The organism is Paenibacillus sp. JCM 10914 (genome assembly GCF_001315105.1).
In the GTDB taxonomy this organism is placed as follows: Bacteria; Bacillota; Bacilli; order Paenibacillales; family Paenibacillaceae; genus Paenibacillus_AQ.
Map to the genome: position 1 here is coordinate 25,766 of NZ_BAZR01000038.1, position 19,228 is coordinate 44,993.

The window sequence follows — 19,228 nt, forward strand, 5'->3', positions numbered from 1 at the left end:
CTGATTATCAACGTGAACACCGTTTGGGCTAAACTGCTCGACGGTGTTTTTTTGCTTACATAAGCGGTGTCCAGGGTTGTTGAATCGGAGTTATATGTTTATGATCAGAATCAGAGGACCTTAGTATAGGATGTGAGATAGAATGGATTCCAATGTGAGTATCAGAGTCATGGAGAAATCAGATCTTGAGCGGTGTGCTGATCTATTCCTGAAGGTGTTTAATGCCTCTCCTTGGTTTGACGAGTGGCAATCCGCAGGGCAGGTGCAGCAGTACCTGCTTGAATTCATGGATAATCCGGTATTTGTGGGATATGTTATCGAGCGTAATCAAGCTCTGTTGGGTGCGTGTTTTGGTCATACCAAGAGCTGGTATTCTGGAAGAGAATATCATGTTCATGAATATTACATCGATACCGGTTTACAGCGGAGTGGGCTTGGCTCAGCCCTGATGAATTATATTAAGGATGATCTTATTTCCAAGAACATTCACTGTATGGTATTGCTTACGGAGAAGGAGCTTCCGGCTGAGGAATTCTATAAGAAGCAGGGCTTTCAGGTGAAGCAGGATCTGATCTTTATGTACAATAAGTTATAATAGAGACTATAGAGGAAGGGGAGAGTTATGAAGGTATTAGTGTTAGCAGAGAAACCGTCCGTAGCCAAGGAAATCGCCCGGGTCATGGGCAGTCATAATAAGCAGAAGAGTTATTTTGAAGGACCGAAATATGTTGTGACATGGGCACTTGGCCACTTAGTAGGCTTAGCAGAGCCGGAGGACTACGATAAGAAATACCAGACGTGGGCACTCGAGGATCTACCGATTCTGCCTGACAAGTCCAGACTTAAGGTGCTGCGAGAAACCAGTCATCAGTTCAAAACGGTGCAGCATCTCATGAAACGTCAGGATGTAGGTGAGCTGATCATTGCGACTGACGCAGCACGAGAGGGTGAACTGTTGGCCCGCTGGATTCTGCAGATGGCGAAGTGGAACAAGCCGTTCAAACGGCTGTGGATTTCGTCGCAGACCGATAAGGCGATTAAAGAGGGATTTGCTTCACTCAAGCCGGGCCAGCAATTCGACCGCCTGTATGAGTCTGCACGCTGCCGGGCGGAAGCGGACTGGATGGTTGGCCTTAACGTGACAAGGGCGCTGACCACGAAGTTTAATGCACAACTGTCAGCTGGCCGAGTTCAAACCCCAACTCTCGGCATGATTATGGACCGGGAGAAGGAAATCTTGAATTTCCGTTCCCAAGAGTATGAGACGTTACAGGTCGATCTGGGGAGCTTCGAAGCTTCATGGCGGGCATCTGGCGGAGATGGACGTCTGTTTGAGAAGGACAAGGCCGCCCAGTTGAAACAGAAGGTAGAAGGAAGCGGCGGCAAAATAACCAGTGTGAAGAAGAGTGAGAATAATGAGCCGCATCCGCTGGCGTACGATCTGACGGAACTGCAGCGAGACGCGAACCGTCGATTCGGCTTCTCAGCCAAACAGACCTCCAATGTGCTGCAGCGTCTGTATGAGCAGCATAAGCTGGTCACGTATCCGCGTACAGACAGCCGCTACCTGACATCGGATATGGTTGGAACGTTGAAGGAAAGACTATCGAGTATTGCGATTGGACCTTATGCTTCCTTGGCTCGTCCGCTGCTACGCAAGAACCTGTCTCCAGGTAAAAGAGTGGTAGATGATAGCAAGGTAACCGATCATCATGCCATTATCCCGACAGAGCAGACGGTGCTGCTGAACCAGCTATCCGCGGAGGAGCGCAAGCTGTACGATCTCATCGTGCGCCGGTTTATCAGTCTGTTCTATCCGCCGGCCCGATACGATAACGTCTCAGTGACCGTGCAGATCGCAGGAGAGTCTTTCTATGCAAAAGGGACCACGATCAAAGACAGTGGTTGGCGTGAAGTGTACGGCGGCGATTATGACGATGACAGTGAAGACGAGTCGGACGATGCTCCGGGGCAAGGTGCTGCTTCAGGAAAGCTGCTGCCGGAGTTAAAAGAAGGGGAGTCTGTGAAGGCAGTCCGTGTTGTGCTGAAACCAGGCAGAACCCAGCCGCCAAAACGTTACAACGAAGCAGCGCTGCTCTCCCAAATGGAGAAGCATGGGCTAGGAACACCTGCTACCCGGGCCGATATCATTGAGAAACTCATCAGCTCGGATACGATCGAGCGCCAGGGACCGACGCTGCACCCAACAGGAAAAGGCAAGCAACTCATTGAGTTGGTAGCTCCAGAACTGCGAACACCAGAACTAACCGCCCGCTGGGAAGGCGAACTGGAGCGGATCGCGAAGGGTCAAGGCAAACCGGGGCCGTTCCTTCAAGGTATCCGTGATATGACGAAGAAGCTGGTTACGGACGTCAAGGGAAGCGAAGTGGAGTACAAGCCGCATAACGTATCGAACAGCCATTGTCCGGATTGCGGCACTCGACTGTTGGAGAAGAAGACGAAGCGCGGCAAGCTTCTCGTCTGCCCTAGTGAGGACTGCGGATATAAGCGTTCCGGAGAGAAGCGCCTGTCCAGTCGTCGCTGTCCGCAGTGCCACAAGAAAATGGAGATGAAGGAAGGCAAGGCGGGTATGTTCGTGCAATGTCTGGGCTGCGGCATTACAGAGACGCTAAACAAGGACGCGAAGCATGTGAACAAACGTGAGGAGCGAAAACTCGTTCAGCAGTATAGCAAACCAGAGTCCATTGGCTCGAACCTGGGTGACTTGCTAAAGGCTGCCCTGGAACAGAAAGAGAAAAAATAACGGAGAGTTACAATCCGGATTAACGTTCAATACTTGCGGAAAACGAGCATAACCTCCGGTAGAATGGATCATTCTACGAACAGGGGGTGAAATTCATGCCGAAACACAAAGCGAGAAAGACGGAGAACCAGCAAAACAAGTCCAGCATTCTCGAGGAAAGCAAAACCTTGAAACCGACCAAGGCTGCTGATTACGTTCCCAGCCTGAATGAAATCTCCAAAGAAGAATCATAAGTCATACGATATGTTGGCATCTTATGATGAATACCATGTGAGAACGAGTGAATAACCTGTTCTCGCATGGCATTCATGTAATCGATCAGGCGAGTTGTCCCGGAAGGACGTTGTTTTCCACCTGCAGGCAGTTTTATAATAACTGTAAATGTGGTTATGCAACTATAGTATTTGACCGCTTGAAGGAGGCTCAAGCAACGAATGAGACCTGCGCTGATCGTATGGTTTATTTTTATTAATGCCGTAGCTTACTTGGTGATGTCCGAGGACAAACGCCGTGCCCGGTTGGGACGGGAGCGGGTCCCGGAGCGAACGCTTTTTCTGCTCGCTGCGGTGGGCGGTGCTCTGGGAATATGGGTCGGAATGTATCGCAAACGTCATAAAACGAGACATTTATCGTTCAAAATCGGTGTGCCGTTGTTGTTGTCGGTAAACGCCGCTTTATACGCATACTTTTGGTTATAAGTCATTAATTACATAATGATATTTACTTCAGCAAGCTCTTTCATTCGTTTCACTTCAGATCGAAGATGGTTAATTATGAAGTAGTAGGGTATGTTACATATTCGTTCTAGAAAGAGGTGGCCTGTATGCTGTTTACGAAAATTCTTCTTGCTTACGACGGTTCCAAGGCAGCGAATAAGGCGCTCGGACGTGCGGTCGAGCTGACCAAGGTAACGCCAGGGGCATCGCTTCATGTGATCCATGCTTATGATTTCCCGCGTTTTTTTGTAGGAGAAGGTCTTGCTCCGATCCCGGCATCGCTTAATAAAGATGTTTATGATATTGCCGTTCAGACGACAGAGGATATCCGCGGGCGGATTGAGAATTCGGGCGTGAACGGGAAGGTTGAGATGATTCAGGGACCTCCCGCAGAGGTTGTCCTGGAATATGCCGAGCAGAACGACTGTGACCTGATCATCATCGGCAGTCGCGGACTTGGCGGAATACGGGAGTTCGTGCTCGGAAGCGTCAGCCACAATGTGGTGCAGCATGCTACGGTGCCGGTATTGGTCGTGAAATAGGAATAGGTAAGTTAATCTAATGAGGATAAATACAAAGTAATGCCCATCATGGGCATTACTTTGTATTATTTAGGGCGTTAATCGTTCAAGGAGGGATTACATGGAATTTGTTATTCTTATTATTCTGATCGTCTTGGTGGGTCTCATGTTCTCCAGTCGAATGACCGCGATGGAAAAGCGGATGAACCAGCAGCAGTTCACGTTAAACCAAATCGCTAGTCAATTGGAAGTACCAGAGCACCCGGTAAATGAGGAGGTCCGCACGCTTTTGGCTGATGGGCAGGAGGTTAGGGCCATAAAATTAGTGCGAGAACAGCTGGGATTGTCATTAATTGAAGCTAAGCAATATGTAGATGCCGTAAAGAGCGAGTGAGTCGTCTAAAGGATGATTCAGAATTATGCCTGAAGGTGATTGGTTGAATTCTCCAATGTAAACGCCCACTTGCCATCGCGGTACTCCATTTTGTGGAGCCCCGTCTTGCCCGCGGGATAGAAGGCGTTCTTGTTGCTCCATTCCACGTTCTTTATGATGTGGTAGATGATATTAATGACGCCGCCATGCGTGATCACCAGGATATTATCATCCGGATCCGCCGATTGCTGATGGTGACACAATCTCGTGAACGCTGCCTGAATACGTTCGAAGTTCTCTCGCGGACTCTCCCCCCCGGGGTATCTCTCATCCATATCCAAACTTGAGAAAGATAACCCGGGGTAGTTCTCTTCTGCGAGCGAGTGGGGCATGCCGGCCAGCAGGCCGTTATTCGTCTCCCGCCAAGACTCGGAACTTGTTGAGACAATCCCAAGCTTGTCGGCAATGATAGCAGCCGTTTGTTGGGCTCTGGATAGATCGCTGCTGACGATTCGGTTGATTGGGTAGTCGTGACTCCTGTCCGCTAAATACTGCCCCAAACGCTCGGATTGGCGAATACCTTCCTCGATAAGCCCGCGCCGGCTCCAGCCGCCGCGATATCTTTCATCATCCTGCCCATGCCTTGCAAGATAAATAGCCATTCTAAGTCCTCCTGTTCGGTTTAAGTGGTTGCATGAATCTGCTTTAATCGTTTGATCACGGAGTGCACGGTTAATCTATGAAAGGCGACTAGCTGCCCGCGATATACAACGGAATAAATGCCGTATGGCGTGGGCGATAATCGCATTAACTCTTCCCGATTCTGCAAATCGTAAATGTCTGCTTCGATTCCCAGTCGCTCCGCACCTTCCAGAACATTGGATGTGGCAATCTCCACATAAGGGCATTGGAACGAACGAAGGATGGTCAGCTTATCGAAGGACCGAGCGCGCCCCTCCCAATTGGTCGGAAAAGAGGGAGAGTCCGATTGATCGTTAAATTTATAGACCAGCAGTTCAAAACCGAATGGAGCCGTATCCGCCTGCATGAAACCGTTCTTGAGAAAAATATTCTGGCTAGGCGTCCACGACGTCGTCGAGTTGGTGACGACAGCAACCCCATGTTTGCCGGCCAGGCGGGCGTCATCGATACATTTGTGGATGAGTGCCGTACCGTGACCTTTGCCCGTGGTGCTGACCCATAGACAATGGATGATGAGATAATGCTCAGCATACACGACACGAGACGAGAATTCCGCCGCCGTATATTCAATAAAACCGACTTGTTTTTGATTCTCGAACAACTGAACATACTTCAGCCCCTCTTCAAACCGATCGGTCAGCCACTTGTTTTTTTTGACGTACCCCGCATTGCTCTTCTTGCTTCTAAGACAGTAACTGCCGGTTCCCTCTAATAAAGCAGTACCTAATTCGACTAGTTCAACTTGTTCCAAGTTGTGTTCCTCCCGTGCATTAATCTATATAACTATTCAATTTAGGGGGTAGTGATCCCTTTTTATTTTTGCTGTTGCTTTTGTTTAATTCTCATGCTTGCTATGGATTCGCACCAGGTTTATGGTGCGAGACCTTTCCCTTACCCACCCACTTATGAAGCAGCAAAAGTTCTCAAGGTAGCGTCCAGCGGAGCAGACGAATCGTGGATGGAGAAGCGATAGCGTTCGCCTTTAAACACGGGAAACATCCTATTATTTGCATAAGTCCAGTTTCCCGTGTTTAACAGCGATCGGAATCACGATACGTCTGCGGAGCGGTTGTCCTATCATTCATGTTTAGTTTTGGTGCCTTCATGCTCACTCGCTAGATACGAACATTATTTTTTACATAATTCTGAATGTTCGTGTTTAGGTTGACATCAGGTGTCAGAAATTGATAAACTGAGGAGGAAAGTGGTTCAAATGAACGTAAAGCACGTGATTACATGAAATTTAATATAACTCGTATAACCCCGGGAATATGGCCCGGAAGTCTCTACCCGAAAACCGTGAATTTTCGGACTACGAGGGAATACAAACGGTGCGTTAAGGATGGGGCCTGCTTGATGTTTGCCTCTGTGGCAGACATGCACGGGTTTTTCTGTTCTTAAGAGAACGTCTTAGGACTTAGAGAGGCAGCGTTCGTAATCCCTGGTATGTCTGAAACCTGCACAGTGATTGTGTTTACGGGATCGGACTTTTTTTATTCAATCGACACGACAATAAGAAAGCGGGGGTAACTCATGGCAGCGCAAGTAGGAGTCATTATGGGAAGCCAGTCGGATTGGGAGACGATGTCCCATGCGTGTGAAGTGCTGGAGGAGCTGGAAATTCCTTATGAGAAAAAAGTCGTATCCGCTCACCGAACACCAGACCTGATGTTTCGTTATGCAGAAGAAGCGGTGGAGCGCGGGATTCACGTTATCATCGCAGGCGCAGGCGGCGCGGCCCACTTGCCGGGGATGGTCGCATCCAAGACCGTCTTACCGGTGATCGGGGTGCCGGTGCAATCCAAAGCCTTAAACGGCCTTGATTCGTTACTGTCCATCGTGCAAATGCCGGGCGGCATTCCCGTAGCTACCGTAGCCATCGGAAAAGCGGGCGCCACGAACGCAGGCCTGCTCGCCGCTCAAATTCTGGGCACTTCAGATGAGGGAGTCCGTGGAAGAGTACAAGCACGCCGCGACCGCATCCGCGACGAAGTGCTGGAAAGCAGCAATAACTTATGATGGGGAACGGAGTACAGCAGAACTCGCTCGCCGTCAGCAAGCTTTTGCCAGGTTCCGTGATCGGTGTTCTCGGCGGAGGCCAGCTCGGACGGATGATTGCGCTCGAGGGCATCCGCTTGGGTTATTCGTTCGTCACGCTGGATCCCACGCCGAACTCCCCGCTGGGCCAGATAGCCGAGCAGCTTACCGCCGGTTATGACGATGTAGAGGCAGCTCGGCAATTAGCGGCGAAAGCCGATGTCATTACGTACGAATTCGAAAATGTCGATGCGGGCGTAGCCAAGCTTCTGGAGGAACAGTCTTATGTTCCGCAAGGAAGCAAACTGCTGTATACCACGCAGCATCGTTTGCGCGAGAAGGCGGCGATAGAAGCTGCTGGCGTGCCGGTTGCACCGTATCGTGAAATAACAAGCCTTGCAGATTTGCAATCCGCCGCCACCGAGCTTGGCCTTCCATGCGTGCTTAAGACCGCCATGGGAGGTTATGATGGTAAAGGGCAAGCGGTTCTCCGCAGCGAGGATGAATTGGAGCCAGCTTACAAGGAGCTGGCAGCCAGCAACACGGAGCTCGTATTGGAGAAGTTCGTCAAGTTTGCGTGCGAGATTTCGGTGATCGCCGCACGTACGCCCAGCGGCATCGTGAAGAGCTTTCCGCCGGCAGAGAACGTGCACGTCAACAATATTTTGCATTTGTCGATTGTGCCTGCGCGTGTATCGAACGAAGTTCAACGTAAAGCCTGTCAGCTCGCCGAACGCGTGGCTGAAGGCTTGGGGGCGGTAGGCCTGCTGGCCGTGGAGATGTTCGTGACCGAGGATGGCGAGCTGTATGTGAACGAGCTGGCGCCTCGTCCGCATAACTCAGGCCACTATACGATGGAGGCGTGCTCAACGTCCCAATTCGAGCAGCATGTAAGAGCCATATGCGATTTGCCGCTCGGGGACACTACGCTGTTAAGCCCGGTTGTCATGGTGAACGTACTTGGTCAGCATCTGGCAGAAGCGGTGCGAAGCTTCGCTAATGAAGACGAGCTTGCAGAGTCTCTGGGTGTTGTACCGAAACTTCATTTGTACGGCAAGCATGAGGCGAAGCATAATCGCAAGATGGGACATATTAACCTTTTGTGCGGGGATGTAGAAGCTGCGCTGGAATGGGTAGAGAAAATGAATATTTGGAGGCAGGATTAAACGATGATTGAACGTTACAGCAGACCGGAAATGCGGGCGATTTGGACCGAGGAGAACAAATTCAGAGCGTGGCTGGAAGTGGAACTGTGCGCATGCGAGGCATGGGCAGATCTTGGCGTCATTCCGCAGGAAGACACCGTTAAGCTTCGCCAGAATGCAACTTTTGATATCGACCGGATATACGAGATTGAGCAGGAAACGCGCCATGATGTCATCGCCTTTACCCGCGCCGTATCGGAAAGCCTGGGCGAGGAGCGCAAGTGGGTCCACTACGGCTTGACTTCGACGGACGTGGTGGACACCGCGACGGGATATCTGCTCAAGCAGGCCAACGATATTTTGGAGCAGGACATCCTGCGTTTTGTCGGCATTTTGAAAGAGAAAGCACTGGCCTACAAGCATACCCCGATGATGGGCAGAACGCATGGCGTGCATGCAGAGCCTACAACCTTTGGTCTGAAAATGGCGCTGTGGCATGAAGAGATGATCCGCAACCTGGAGCGTTTCCGTCATGCGGCAGACGGCGTGCAATACGGTAAAATCTCGGGTGCGGTTGGAACGTATGCGAACATCGATCCTTCCGTGGAAGAATTCGTATGCCGCAAGCTTGGTACAAAAGCAGCACCGATCTCGACCCAGACGCTGCAGCGTGACCGTCATGCCGAATATATGGCTACCCTTGCCCTCATCGCTACATCCCTTGAGAAATTTGCTACAGAAGTCCGGGCGCTGCAGAAGAGTGAGGTTCGCGAGGTAGAAGAAGCATTCGCTAAAGGGCAAAAAGGCTCCTCCGCGATGCCGCACAAACGCAATCCGATCGGATCGGAGAACATCTCGGGCCTGGCGCGCGTCATTCGCGGTCATATGGTGTCTGCATACGAGAACGTGCCACTCTGGCATGAGCGTGACATCTCCCATTCTTCAGTAGAGCGTATCATCCTGCCGGATGCCACGATGCTGCTGAACTACATGCTGAACCGCTTCGGCAACATCGTGAAGAACCTGACGGTCTTCCCGGAGAACATGAAGCGCAACATGGCTCGCACCTACGGCGTTCCATTCTCGGGCCGCATCCTGACGAAGTTGATCGACAAAGGCTTTAGCCGCGAGCAAGCCTACGATACCGTTCAGCCTCGCGCCATGCAGGCATGGGAAGAGCAGCGCCAATTCCGCGAGATCGTGGAAGCGACGCCTGAGATCACCGAGGTGCTCAGCGCTGCGGAGATTGAGGATGCATTTAATCCAAGCTGGCACCTGAAGCACGTGGATACGATTTTTGCCAAGCTGGGGTTGGAGTAGTTAAGAAATTTATATTAGCGACTGAAGGCTCTATGAACTTGAGAATCGCTACAACGGAGAAGGCGGAATTGTTTTGGAGAAGCGCGAGCGGTCCCCTTTGCCCCCGGATTTAAACATAATTAATAAAATTCATAATAAATCTGGGGGCAACAGGGATCGGAAAAACAATCCGCATTCGTAGTGATGAACAAGCTGCATCTTTAACATGATACGGAGCAGTCCATTTTTCATCCGACAGAAATATAGGGAGCGACAGTTCTCGGGACCGAGATACACGTCGCCCCAAGGGGAGGAACACATGACATTACCGGCATTATCGACCGCCACCCATCTGGTCAACGTACCGCTGCTGTACAAGGGCAAGGTTCGTGAATTGTACGACTTGGGGGAGCATGTACTCATCGTAGTCACCGACCGTATTTCCGCTTTTGACTATGTGCTGGAGCCGCCTGTACCGGCCAAAGGAACCGTGCTGAACAAGCTGAGCGCTTTCTGGTTTGAACAAACGAAGGAGCTCATCAGCAATCATGTCGTGCATACCGATGTGGATCTCCTGGGCGATGCCGTCAAGGATAAGACGCTGCTGGATGGACGAATCATGGTGTGCCGCAGGGCCGAACGCATCGATATTGAATGCGTCGTCCGGGGGTATATCACTGGCGGCGGCTGGCGGCAGTACCAGTCGACGGGTGAGGTTAACGGCATTAAGCTGCCGGAGGGCCTGCGCAAGAATGAGGCTTTTCCTGAGCCGATCTTCACACCGGCCGCCAAGAACGATGTCGGTCATGATGAAGATATTTCGCTTGACCGGATGAAGGAGCTTGTCGGCGAGGAGCTGGCGCTGCAGCTGCAGGATCGCAGCCTGATGCTCTATAAGTACGCCCGCGACTATTGCAGCAAGCACGGCATTATTTTGGCCGACTGCAAGTTTGAGTTCGGTTTGATCAATGGAGAGATTGTCCTCATCGATGAGATCTTCACGCCGGATTCCTCCCGTTTCTGGGATGAAGCCAATTATGCGCTCGATATTGAGATTGACAGCATGGATAAGGAGCCGGTGCGCACGTATCTCGCTTCGTCCGATTGGGATAAGAACAGTGAGCCCGATCCTCTGCCGCAGGCCGTGGTGGAGGAGACGACGCGCCGCTACACCGATATTTACAGCCGAATCACGACATTGAGTCTGTAAAGCTTAAGGATCTTTTTAACCATTTCATTCATATATACCGAGGAGGAACAGGAAACAATGTTGAAAGCAAAGGTCTACGTCACGATTAAACAGAGCGTATTGGACCCTCAAGGGGTAGCGGTGCAAGGTGCACTTCATTCGATCGGATACAAGGAAGTAGAGAGTCTGCGAATCGGTAAATATATGGAACTTGAGCTGGGTACGGACAACCGTGAGGAAGCCGAGCAGCGCGTGATAGAAATGTGCGAGAAGCTTTTGGCCAATACGGTGGTTGAGAACTACCGTTATGAATTGGAGGGCTAAACCAATGAGATTTGCAGTGCTGGTCTTTCCTGGCTCCAATTGTGATATTGACTGTTATAAGGCGGTAGAAGAGACAATCGGTCAGCCGGTGGATTACGTATGGCATACGGCAACCGACCTTACTCCGTACGATTGTATATTGGTACCCGGCGGATTCTCCTACGGCGATTATCTGCGGTGTGGTGCGATTTCCCGGTTCGCCCCGGTTATGAGTGAAGTGGCGAAGGCGGCAGAAGAGGGCAAGTATATTCTTGGCATCTGCAACGGATTTCAGATTTTGACGGAAGCGGGACTCCTTCCAGGGGCGCTGCGCCGTAACGATTCGATGAAATTCCGCTGCCATGACAGTGTACTGAAAGTGAACAATAATACAACGCCATTTACGCGCGATTATGCGGAGGGACAAGAGATCGTCATTCCGATCGCACATGGTGAGGGCAACTATTACTGTGATGAAGAAACGCTTCAAAAGCTCCGGGACAACCGGCAAATCGTATTTACGTATCAAGACAATCCGAACGGCTCGGTAGAGGATATCGCAGGCATCTGCAACGAGCGCGGCAACGTGATCGGCATGATGCCGCATCCGGAGCGCGCGGTGAGCAGTCTGCTCGGCTCGGATGACGGCAAGGCAATGTTTACATCGATATTACAGGCATGGAGGGATACTCATGGCGCAGCAAACGTCCGTTAAGGAACCGACAGCAGAACAGATCGCAGAGCATCAGATTTACAAGCAGATGGGAGTTTCGGACAGCGAGTATGAGCTGATCTGTTCCTTCATGGGACGTAAGCCGAATTATACGGAAATCGGCGTGTTCAGTGTCATGTGGTCCGAGCACTGTGCTTACAAAAATTCCAAGCCGCTGCTTCGTCGCTTCCCGACAAGCGGACCGCGCGTCCTGATGGGACCGGGCGAAGGCGCGGGGATCGTTGATATTGGCGATAACCAAGCGGTGGTATTCAAGATCGAAAGCCACAACCATCCGTCCGCTGTTGAACCTTACCAAGGCGCGGCTACGGGTGTGGGCGGCATTATCCGCGATATTTTCTCCATGGGAGCAAGACCGGTAGCGATTCTGAACTCCCTTCGCTTCGGTAAGCTGGAGAGCGATCGCGTTAAATATTTGTTCGAGCATGTAGTATCCGGTATTGCCGGCTACGGTAACTGCATCGGCATACCGACGGTAGGCGGAGAAGTTGTATTCGATGAGAGTTATGAAGCAATCCGCTGGTCAATGCGATGTGCGTCGGCATTATCGACCATGACAAAATTCAGCGCGGCGTCGCCAAAGGGGTAGGCAATCCGGTCTTCTATGTCGGACCTCCAACAGGACGTGATGGCATCCACGGTGCGACCTTCGCTTCCGTTGAGCTGACGGAGGAGTCCGAAGCGAACCGCACGGCCGTTCAGGTCGGCGATCCGTTCATGGAGAAGCTGGTGATGGAATCATGCCTGGAGCTGATCGATTCCGGTATCGTGCTCGGCATTCAGGATATGGGCGCAGCTGGATTGACTTGCTCCAGTGCAGAGATGGCAAGTAAAGCAGGCAATGGCCTGGAGCTGTACTTGGACCAAGTGCCTCAACGTGAAGAAGGAATGACTCCGTATGAAATGATGCTGTCCGAATCTCAGGAACGGATGCTGTTCGTGGTTGAGCCTAAGCATGAAGCGCAAGCACAAGAAATCTTCGACCGTTGGGGCGTTATCTGCGCTAAGGTCGGTAAAGTGACCGACGATGGCCGTTTGAAGCTGATCCACCATGATGAAGTGGTGGGCGACATGCCGGTGAAAGCACTCGTCGATGAGTGTCCAATCTATGACAAACCATCCCAAGAACCAGCTTATTATAAAGAGCAAGCTGCCGTAGATACGCTTCGTTACCAAGAAGTGAAGGATTTGGGCGGAGCCCTCAAGAAGGTGCTGGGTTCGCCAAGCCTGGCAAGCAAAGCATGGGTATACAACCAATACGACTACATGGTTCGTACCAGCACGGCTGTTCGTCCGGGTTCGGATGCCGCTGTCGTGACGGTGCATGGCACGCGCAAAGCACTGGCGATGACAACGGACTGCAACGGCCGCTATGTCTATCTCGATCCGGAGCTGGGCGGCAGAATCGCGGTCAGCGAAGCTGCGCGCAACATCGTATGTTCCGGCGCAGAACCGCTTGCGATTACGGATAACCTGAACTTCGGCAGTCCGGAGAAGCCGGAGATTTTCTGGCAGATGGAGAAGGCAGTGGACGGCATGGCCGAGGCTTGCCGCGAGCTTGGAACTCCGGTTATCGGCGGAAATGTCAGTCTCTACAACGAGAACACCAAGGGCGCGATTTACCCGACGCCGGTTGTCGGCATGGTCGGTTTGATCCATGATACGGATCACATTACGACGCAAGCTTCAAAGCGGAAGGCGATGCGATTTATGTGCTGGGCGATACCCATGCCGAACTGGGCGGCAGCGAGTTCCAAGCGGTCGTTCACGGGTTGTCGGAAGGCAGACCACCGGAGCTGAACCTGGGCACCGAGAAGAGATTGCTTGACGGTGTCCTGAAGGCAATCCAATCCGGTCTGGTACAATCCGCGCATGACGTGTCGGAGGGCGGACTTGCGGCAGCACTCGCGGAGAGCTGCATTAGCGGCAACGTTGGTGCAGAGGTCGAATGGTCGACCGATCTTCGCAGCGATGTGGCGCTGTTCAGCGAGAGCCAATCCCGGATCGTGCTGTCGGTATCCGCTGATCATAAGAATTCGCTTGAGAAGCTTCTGCAAGAAGCGGGCGTTCCATTTACCGCGCTTGGCTTCGTTGGCGGAAGCAAGCTTAGCATTAACATTAACGGTGCTTCTGCGCTGGAAGAATCCGTGGAGGCTTTGAAATCCGTCTGGGAGGATGCCATTCCATGTCTCATGAACTGATACCCGAAGGACTGTGGACAGGGGATTACTACAATGAGGGAACAGGTCAGAGCGATATATTTGATACATTAAAAGAAGAGTGCGGCGTATTCGGGGTGTTTGGGCATCCCGATGCCGCCTCCCTTTCCTATTATGGGCTTCACGCACTCCAGCATCGGGGAGAGGAAAGCGCAGGAATCTGCGTGGCCGATGGCGAGAACTTCAATTATCACCGCGATATGGGGCTTGTCAAAGAAGTGTTTGATAAAGACAAGCTGGAATCGCTGCAGGGGGACATGTCGATCGGGCATGTCCGTTATTCGACCAGCGGCGACAGTCGGCTGACGAATGCACAGCCGCTCGTCTTCAAATACCGCGAGGGCAATCTGGCGATTGCTACGAACGGCAACATCGTGAATGAACCGAAGCTTCGGCGTGAGCTGGAGATGGAGGGTTCCATTTTCCAAACGACCAGCGACACGGAAGTCATTGCGCATTTAATTGCCCGTTCGCCTAAAGATTTTGTTGAAGCAGCCAAAGATGCATTACAGCGACTGGTCGGCGGATTTGCTTTCCTGCTCATGACCAATGACAAGCTGCTCGTCGCTTCGGATCCGAACGGACTCCGTCCGCTGACGATGGGACGTCTAGGCGATGCATATATCTTCACTTCCGAGACGTGCGCGCTGGAAGTGATTGGAGCGGAAGCGATTCGTGATGTCGCTCCCGGGGAACTGCTGGTCCTCGATCAGAACGGGCTTCGGGAAGAGCGTTATACCGAGCCGGGGCGCAAAGCATTGTGCGCAATGGAATATATCTATTTCTCCCGCCCGGACAGTGATCTGAACGGTTCGAACCTGCATTCGGCCCGCAAGCGGATGGGCAGCGTCATGGCCCTGGAATCGTTCGTGGATGCCGATGTGGTTACAGGCGTGCCGGATTCCAGCATATCAGCCGCGATCGGTTATGCCGAACAAACGGGCATTCCGTATGAGCTTGGATTGATTAAGAACAAGTACACGGGACGCACGTTCATTCAGCCGAGCCAGGAGTTGCGCGAACAAGGCGTCAAGATGAAGCTGAGCGCGGTACGGCGCGTGGTGGAAGGCAAGCGTGTGGTGATGATCGATGATTCCATCGTTCGGGGAACGACGTCCCGCCGGATCGTCAATCTGCTTCGCGAAGCAGGCGCCACCGAAGTGCATGTGCGGATTACGTCGCCGCCGTTCAAGAATCCTTGCTTTTATGGCATCGATACACCGGATCGCAGAGAGCTGATTGCATCTGAAAAAAGCGTCGAGGAAATTTGCCGGGAGATCAATGCCGACTCCTTGTCGTTCTTGAGCCCGGATGGACTTATCTCCGCGATTGGCGGTTATGATGAGCATAGCCATAAAGGCGGTTTGTGCATGGCGTGCTTCGACAATGATTACCCGACGCCCATTGATTTTAATGGGGAAGAGAAAATGGGCTGTAGCTGCTGATTTTGCAGTGGACAGCCACGTTTTCTCAGGTTGACCCTTTAAGCTGATGATCTATTAAGGATATAAATGATGTGTGAACTGAACTGATACTTTCGTCATAACGAAAAAGGAGTGTTGAGCGCGTGTCTGATACTTACAAACAAGCAGGCGTGGATATCGCAGCAGGCAACGAAGCGGTAGAGCGGATGAAAAAGCATGTCAAAACGACTTTCAGACCGGAAGTCATGACCGACCTCGGGGGTTTTGGCGCACTGTTCAAGTTGAATAAAGACCAATATGAAGAGCCGGTACTCGTCTCAGGCACGGATGGCGTCGGCACAAAGCTGAAGCTCGCATTCGCGATGGATCAACATGACACCATCGGGATTGATGCGGTAGCGATGTGCGTGAACGATATTGTGGTGCAAGGCGCCGAACCGCTCTTTTTTCTCGACTATTTGGCGTGTGACAAGGTCATACCATCCAAGATCGAATCGATCGTCAAGGGGATTGCTGACGGTTGTAACCAAGCGGGCTGTTCTCTAATCGGCGGGGAAACAGCGGAGATGCCGGGGATGTACAGTGAAGGCGAGTATGACATTGCAGGCTTTACCGTAGGGATTGTCGACAAAAGCAAAATGATCAACGGGTCGAATATCGCGGCAGGCGACACGGTGATCGGACTTGCATCCAGCGGCGTACACAGCAATGGTTTCTCGCTTGTCCGTAAACTGCTCCTTGAGGATGCAGGCTATTCGTTGCAGCAAGAGATTCACGAATTGGGAGGACGCCTTGGCGACGTGCTGCTGGCGCCAACCAAGATATATGTGAAGCCGCTGCTTAGTTTGTTGAAGGAGATCGAAGTGAAGGGCATGGCGCACATTACGGGCGGCGGATTTATCGAGAACATTCCGCGCATGCTGCCGGATGGCGTCAATGTCGACATTGAATACGGCGCTTGGCCGATTCTGCCGATCTTTAAGCTGATGCAGGAGAAAGGCAATATCTCGAACAAAGATATGTTTACGACATTTAATATGGGAGTCGGCATGGTTCTTGTCGTTAAGGAACAGGATGCCGATGCGGCGCTTCAATTCCTCCGCTCCACAGGCGAAGAGGCTTACGTAATCGGCCGCGTGACGGAAGGCGAGCGCATCGTAACCTTCACGGGAGCTGAAGTGTAATGAGTTCGCTTCGGATTGCGGTGTTTGCTTCCGGAAGAGGCAGTAATTTTCAGGCTTTGGTGGATGCGCAGGTAAGCGGAGCCTTGGGCTGCGAGCTCAGCCTCATGGTATGCGACAAGCCGCAGGCACCCGTCGTGGAGCTGGCCAAAGCGGCGAACGTGGATACCTTTGTATTTCAACCTAAGGAGTATGCCTCCAAGGAAGAGTATGAACGGAATATCGCAGCAGAGCTTCAACAGCGCGGTGTCGAATTGATTGTGCTTGCAGGATATATGCGGTTGTTAAGTCCGTCTTTTGTGGAATTTTACAACGGCCGAATCATCAATATTCATCCTTCCCTGCTGCCTGCTTTTCCAGGTAAAGACGCGATTGGACAGGCGCTTGCATATGGCGTGAAAATGACCGGAGTCACCGTTCATTTCGTGGATGGCGGCATGGATACCGGGCCCGTTATTGCCCAGAAGGCGGTTGAGATCAAGGAAGGCGATACTGCGGAATTGTTGGCGGAACGCATTCATAACGTGGAGCAGAAGCTGTACTCGGAAGTCGTATCCTGGTTTGCTCAGAGGCGGATTTCGCTGAATGGGCGGAATGTGACGATTGCCGAGTGACATGTTCGATATTTCTCGGGAAATAATTTGCAATTATGGGTGTTCGACAGCATTTATGCAATCAAGACAGGCTTATATCATTTTCATTCATATATAGGGGGTATGGACGTGGGTATCAAAAGAGCTTTGGTCAGTGTTTCGGATAAAACCGGCATCGTGGAATTTTGCCGCGAGTTGTCTTCATTGGGTGTAGAGATCATTTCGACAGGGGGAACGAAGAATCTGCTCGCGCAAGAAGGAGTTCCTGTCATCGGTATTTCGGATGTGACTGGATTCCCCGAGATTCTGGACGGACGTGTCAAAACCCTTCATCCTGCGGTGCACAGCGGTTTGCTTGCCATTCGCGACAGCGAGGAGCATCAGCGTCAAATGCAGGAGCTCGGTCTCGATTACATCGATATGGTTGTCGTAAATCTGTATCCATTTCAGGAAACGATTGCGAAGCCGGATGTCGAGTATGAAGATGCGATCGAAAATATCGACATTGGTGGTCCAACGATGCTGCGCTCGGCGGCAAAAAACCATGCTTTTGTGAGCGTGGTTGTCGATGCGGCGGATTATGGCAACGTAATCGAGGAAATCCGCGGCGGCGGCGACACGACTTTGGAAACTCGCAAACGTCTGGCTGCCAAGGTATTCCGCCATACGGCGGCTTACGATACGCTCATTTCCGACTATTTGTCGAATGTGTTGGGCGATCCGCTCCCTGAGCGCTTTAGCGTGACGTACGAGAAAATTCAGGATCTTCGTTACGGCGAGAACCCGCATCAGAAGGCGGCATTCTATCGTAAACCGCTGGCTCCCGCGGGTACCCTGACGACAGCCGAGCAGTTGCACGGCAAGGAGCTGTCCTATAACAACATTAACGATGCGAATGCGGCCCTGCAGATCGTGAAGGAGTTTGATGAGCCGACCGTGGTGGCCGTGAAGCATATGAACCTTGCGGCGTTGGCATCGGCACTAGCGTATTGGAAGCTTATCAAAAAGCCTATAACGCAGATCCGACCTCCATCTTCGGCGGCATTGTGGCGGCGAACCGGACGATTGATGCCCCAACAGCCGATCTGCTGAAGGAAATCTTCCTGGAGATCATCCTGGCACCGGATTTCACGCCGGAAGCGCTGGAGATCCTGACGAAGAAGAAGAACATCCGCCTGCTCAAGATGGGCGAGTTCGGTTCCGCTAAGGAACGTGAGAGCACGCTTGCCGTTACGACGATTGAAGGCGGCATGATCGTGCAGGAAAGCGACGTGCATTCCCTGGATGTGGCCGACCTGAAGGTGGTGACAGACCGCGAGCCAACCGAAGCTGAGTTGAAGCAACTGCTCTTCGGCTGGAAGGTGGTCAAACACGTGAAGTCCAATGCAATCGTACTGGCTGCGGACAACATGACCGTCGGTGTTGGTGCAGGCCAGATGAACCGCGTCGGCTCGGCGCGGATTGCGGTTGAGCAAGCCGGAGAGAAAGCGCAGGGCGCGATTCTCGCCTCCGATGCATTCTTCCCGATGGGAGATACGGTGGAACTGGCAGCGAAAGCCGGCATTACCGCCATCATTCAACCGGGCGGCTCCATTAAGGATGGGGAATCCATCAAGCAGCCAATGAAAATGGCATCGCATGGTCTTCACCGGCGTAAGACATTTCAAACACTAATTAAGGATAGCCACAACGGGCCTCGTTGCAGTCTTTCGGGCGTAACAAGAGTGAGTACCTTAATCCAACACATAGAACAGAGGCGACGCCGCGCTTAGCGGGCGCCGCCTTTAAGTTTAGGGGAGCTGGAACCGGCTCAAGACAGACTGTTACGCTGGCGCGAGCTGTTACTGTAACGTAATTGGAACACTTTTGGAGTGGGGGATGGTCCGAGCAAGTCCCTCAGAGGGACTTATGGTGAGCAAAAGCGCCGTTCGGAGCGTAGCAAGTCCCTCAGAGGGACTTATGGCGCGCAAAAGCGCTGCTTGGAGCTGAGCAAGTCCCTCAGAGGGACTTATGGAGCGCGAAAGCGCCG

17 protein-coding genes, 2 pseudogenes and 1 riboswitch are annotated in these 19,228 nt (G+C 52.1%); of the genes and pseudogenes, 17 read left to right on the top strand and 2 right to left on the bottom strand.

Features of this window, described 5'->3' with window-relative positions:
- Positions 1 to 142 precede the first annotated feature (142 nt).
- The 6 genes from JCM10914_RS25305 to JCM10914_RS25325 all read left to right on the top strand — a co-directional run bounded on the left by JCM10914_RS25305 (position 143) and on the right by JCM10914_RS25325 (position 4,395).
- A complete protein-coding gene (locus tag JCM10914_RS25305; protein WP_023966309.1) occupies positions 143 to 595 on the top strand; it encodes a GNAT family N-acetyltransferase in 453 nt (150 codons plus the stop codon).
- 27 nt (positions 596 to 622) lie between these two features.
- The gene (locus tag JCM10914_RS25310; RefSeq protein WP_023966311.1) at positions 623 to 2,764 is read left to right on the top strand and encodes a DNA topoisomerase III; all 2,142 of its coding nucleotides are present in this window, start codon (positions 623 to 625) and stop codon (positions 2,762 to 2,764) included.
- Positions 2,765 to 2,859: 95 nt separating this feature from the next.
- Positions 2,860 to 2,997, top strand: coding sequence for a hypothetical protein (locus JCM10914_RS29425; protein ID WP_162834841.1), 138 nt, complete (start codon positions 2,860 to 2,862; stop codon positions 2,995 to 2,997).
- Positions 2,998 to 3,198: 201 nt separating this feature from the next.
- Positions 3,199 to 3,462 carry a DUF1294 domain-containing protein gene (locus JCM10914_RS25315; protein WP_023966313.1) on the top strand — a complete coding sequence of 88 codons (264 nt, stop codon included), beginning with the start codon at positions 3,199 to 3,201 and terminating at the stop codon, positions 3,460 to 3,462.
- A 125-nt stretch (positions 3,463 to 3,587) separates the two neighbouring features.
- Positions 3,588 to 4,022: a universal stress protein gene (locus tag JCM10914_RS25320; protein WP_023966315.1), complete on the top strand. Its 435-nt coding sequence runs from the start codon at positions 3,588 to 3,590 to the stop codon at positions 4,020 to 4,022.
- A 100-nt stretch (positions 4,023 to 4,122) separates the two neighbouring features.
- Positions 4,123 to 4,395 carry a hypothetical protein gene (locus tag JCM10914_RS25325; protein WP_023966317.1) on the top strand — a complete coding sequence of 91 codons (273 nt, stop codon included), beginning with the start codon at positions 4,123 to 4,125 and terminating at the stop codon, positions 4,393 to 4,395.
- A 23-nt stretch (positions 4,396 to 4,418) separates the two neighbouring features.
- Here the strand turns inward: JCM10914_RS25325 and JCM10914_RS25330 are convergent, their stop codons facing one another.
- On the bottom strand, positions 4,419 to 5,036 hold the full coding sequence (locus JCM10914_RS25330) for a histidine phosphatase family protein (RefSeq protein WP_023966319.1): 618 nt from the start codon (positions 5,034 to 5,036) through the stop codon (positions 4,419 to 4,421).
- Positions 5,037 to 5,056: 20 nt separating this feature from the next.
- Positions 5,057 to 5,827: a GNAT family N-acetyltransferase gene (locus JCM10914_RS25335; protein ID WP_023966321.1), complete on the bottom strand. Its 771-nt coding sequence runs from the start codon at positions 5,825 to 5,827 to the stop codon at positions 5,057 to 5,059.
- A 482-nt stretch (positions 5,828 to 6,309) separates the two neighbouring features.
- A riboswitch (purine riboswitch) is annotated at positions 6,310 to 6,411 on the top strand.
- 198 nt (positions 6,412 to 6,609) lie between these two features.
- Between JCM10914_RS25335 and purE the strand changes: the two genes are divergently transcribed.
- The 11 genes and pseudogenes from purE (at position 6,610) to purH (ending at position 18,873) form a co-directional block, all read left to right on the top strand.
- The gene (gene purE, locus JCM10914_RS25340; RefSeq protein WP_023966323.1) at positions 6,610 to 7,095 is read left to right on the top strand and encodes a 5-(carboxyamino)imidazole ribonucleotide mutase; all 486 of its coding nucleotides are present in this window, start codon (positions 6,610 to 6,612) and stop codon (positions 7,093 to 7,095) included.
- Positions 7,092 to 8,279: a 5-(carboxyamino)imidazole ribonucleotide synthase gene (purK, locus tag JCM10914_RS25345; RefSeq protein ID WP_023966325.1), complete on the top strand. Its 1,188-nt coding sequence runs from the start codon at positions 7,092 to 7,094 to the stop codon at positions 8,277 to 8,279. The genes purE and purK overlap by 4 nt, the downstream gene beginning before the upstream one ends.
- A gap of 3 nt (positions 8,280 to 8,282) precedes the next feature.
- Entirely contained in the window at positions 8,283 to 9,578 is a 1,296-nt protein-coding gene (gene purB, locus JCM10914_RS25350) for an adenylosuccinate lyase (protein WP_023966327.1), read from the top strand.
- A 298-nt stretch (positions 9,579 to 9,876) separates the two neighbouring features.
- Positions 9,877 to 10,767: a phosphoribosylaminoimidazolesuccinocarboxamide synthase gene (locus tag JCM10914_RS25355; protein WP_023966329.1), complete on the top strand. Its 891-nt coding sequence runs from the start codon at positions 9,877 to 9,879 to the stop codon at positions 10,765 to 10,767.
- Between the two features lie 57 nt (positions 10,768 to 10,824).
- Entirely contained in the window at positions 10,825 to 11,070 is a 246-nt protein-coding gene (gene purS / locus JCM10914_RS25360; RefSeq protein ID WP_023966331.1) for a phosphoribosylformylglycinamidine synthase subunit PurS, read from the top strand.
- 4 nt (positions 11,071 to 11,074) lie between these two features.
- On the top strand, positions 11,075 to 11,764 hold the full coding sequence (purQ, locus tag JCM10914_RS25365; RefSeq protein WP_023966333.1) for a phosphoribosylformylglycinamidine synthase subunit PurQ: 690 nt from the start codon (positions 11,075 to 11,077) through the stop codon (positions 11,762 to 11,764).
- Positions 11,742 to 13,983: pseudogene (purL, locus tag JCM10914_RS25370) on the top strand (phosphoribosylformylglycinamidine synthase subunit PurL). Before purQ ends, purL begins: the two are co-directional and overlap by 23 nt.
- Positions 13,968 to 15,446: an amidophosphoribosyltransferase gene (gene purF, locus JCM10914_RS25375; RefSeq protein WP_023966342.1), complete on the top strand. Its 1,479-nt coding sequence runs from the start codon at positions 13,968 to 13,970 to the stop codon at positions 15,444 to 15,446. Before purL ends, purF begins: the two are co-directional and overlap by 16 nt.
- 122 nt (positions 15,447 to 15,568) lie before the next feature.
- Positions 15,569 to 16,609, top strand: a complete 1,041-nt coding sequence (purM, locus tag JCM10914_RS25380) for a phosphoribosylformylglycinamidine cyclo-ligase (protein WP_023966343.1) — start codon at positions 15,569 to 15,571, stop codon at positions 16,607 to 16,609.
- Complete coding sequence (gene purN, locus JCM10914_RS25385) at positions 16,609 to 17,220, top strand: phosphoribosylglycinamide formyltransferase (protein WP_023966345.1); 612 nt, start codon at positions 16,609 to 16,611, stop codon at positions 17,218 to 17,220. Before purM ends, purN begins: the two co-directional genes overlap by 1 nt.
- A 108-nt stretch (positions 17,221 to 17,328) precedes the next feature.
- Positions 17,329 to 18,873 (top strand): annotated as a pseudogene (gene purH, locus JCM10914_RS25390) (bifunctional phosphoribosylaminoimidazolecarboxamide formyltransferase/IMP cyclohydrolase).
- Positions 18,874 to 19,228 lie beyond the last annotated feature (355 nt).

Excerpts from the sequence above, each read along its gene's own strand:
- purF (WP_023966342.1), top strand. The coding sequence starts at position 13,968 with ATGTCTCATGAACTGATACCCGAAGGACTGTGGACAGGGGATTACTAC.
- JCM10914_RS25315 (WP_023966313.1), top strand. The coding sequence starts at position 3,199 with ATGAGACCTGCGCTGATCGTATGGTTTATTTTTATTAATGCCGTAGCT.
- JCM10914_RS25310 (WP_023966311.1), top strand. The coding sequence starts at position 623 with ATGAAGGTATTAGTGTTAGCAGAGAAACCGTCCGTAGCCAAGGAAATC.
- purS (WP_023966331.1), top strand. The coding sequence starts at position 10,825 with ATGTTGAAAGCAAAGGTCTACGTCACGATTAAACAGAGCGTATTGGAC.
- JCM10914_RS29425 (WP_162834841.1), top strand. The coding sequence starts at position 2,860 with ATGCCGAAACACAAAGCGAGAAAGACGGAGAACCAGCAAAACAAGTCC.
- JCM10914_RS25330 (WP_023966319.1), bottom strand. The coding sequence starts at position 5,036 with ATGGCTATTTATCTTGCAAGGCATGGGCAGGATGATGAAAGATATCGC.
- JCM10914_RS25325 (WP_023966317.1), top strand. The coding sequence starts at position 4,123 with ATGGAATTTGTTATTCTTATTATTCTGATCGTCTTGGTGGGTCTCATG.
- JCM10914_RS25305 (WP_023966309.1), top strand. The coding sequence starts at position 143 with ATGGATTCCAATGTGAGTATCAGAGTCATGGAGAAATCAGATCTTGAG.
- purN (WP_023966345.1), top strand. The coding sequence starts at position 16,609 with ATGAGTTCGCTTCGGATTGCGGTGTTTGCTTCCGGAAGAGGCAGTAAT.
- purK (WP_023966325.1), top strand. The coding sequence starts at position 7,092 with ATGATGGGGAACGGAGTACAGCAGAACTCGCTCGCCGTCAGCAAGCTT.
- JCM10914_RS25320 (WP_023966315.1), top strand. The coding sequence starts at position 3,588 with ATGCTGTTTACGAAAATTCTTCTTGCTTACGACGGTTCCAAGGCAGCG.
- purE (WP_023966323.1), top strand. The coding sequence starts at position 6,610 with ATGGCAGCGCAAGTAGGAGTCATTATGGGAAGCCAGTCGGATTGGGAG.
- JCM10914_RS25355 (WP_023966329.1), top strand. The coding sequence starts at position 9,877 with ATGACATTACCGGCATTATCGACCGCCACCCATCTGGTCAACGTACCG.
- purQ (WP_023966333.1), top strand. The coding sequence starts at position 11,075 with ATGAGATTTGCAGTGCTGGTCTTTCCTGGCTCCAATTGTGATATTGAC.
- purB (WP_023966327.1), top strand. The coding sequence starts at position 8,283 with ATGATTGAACGTTACAGCAGACCGGAAATGCGGGCGATTTGGACCGAG.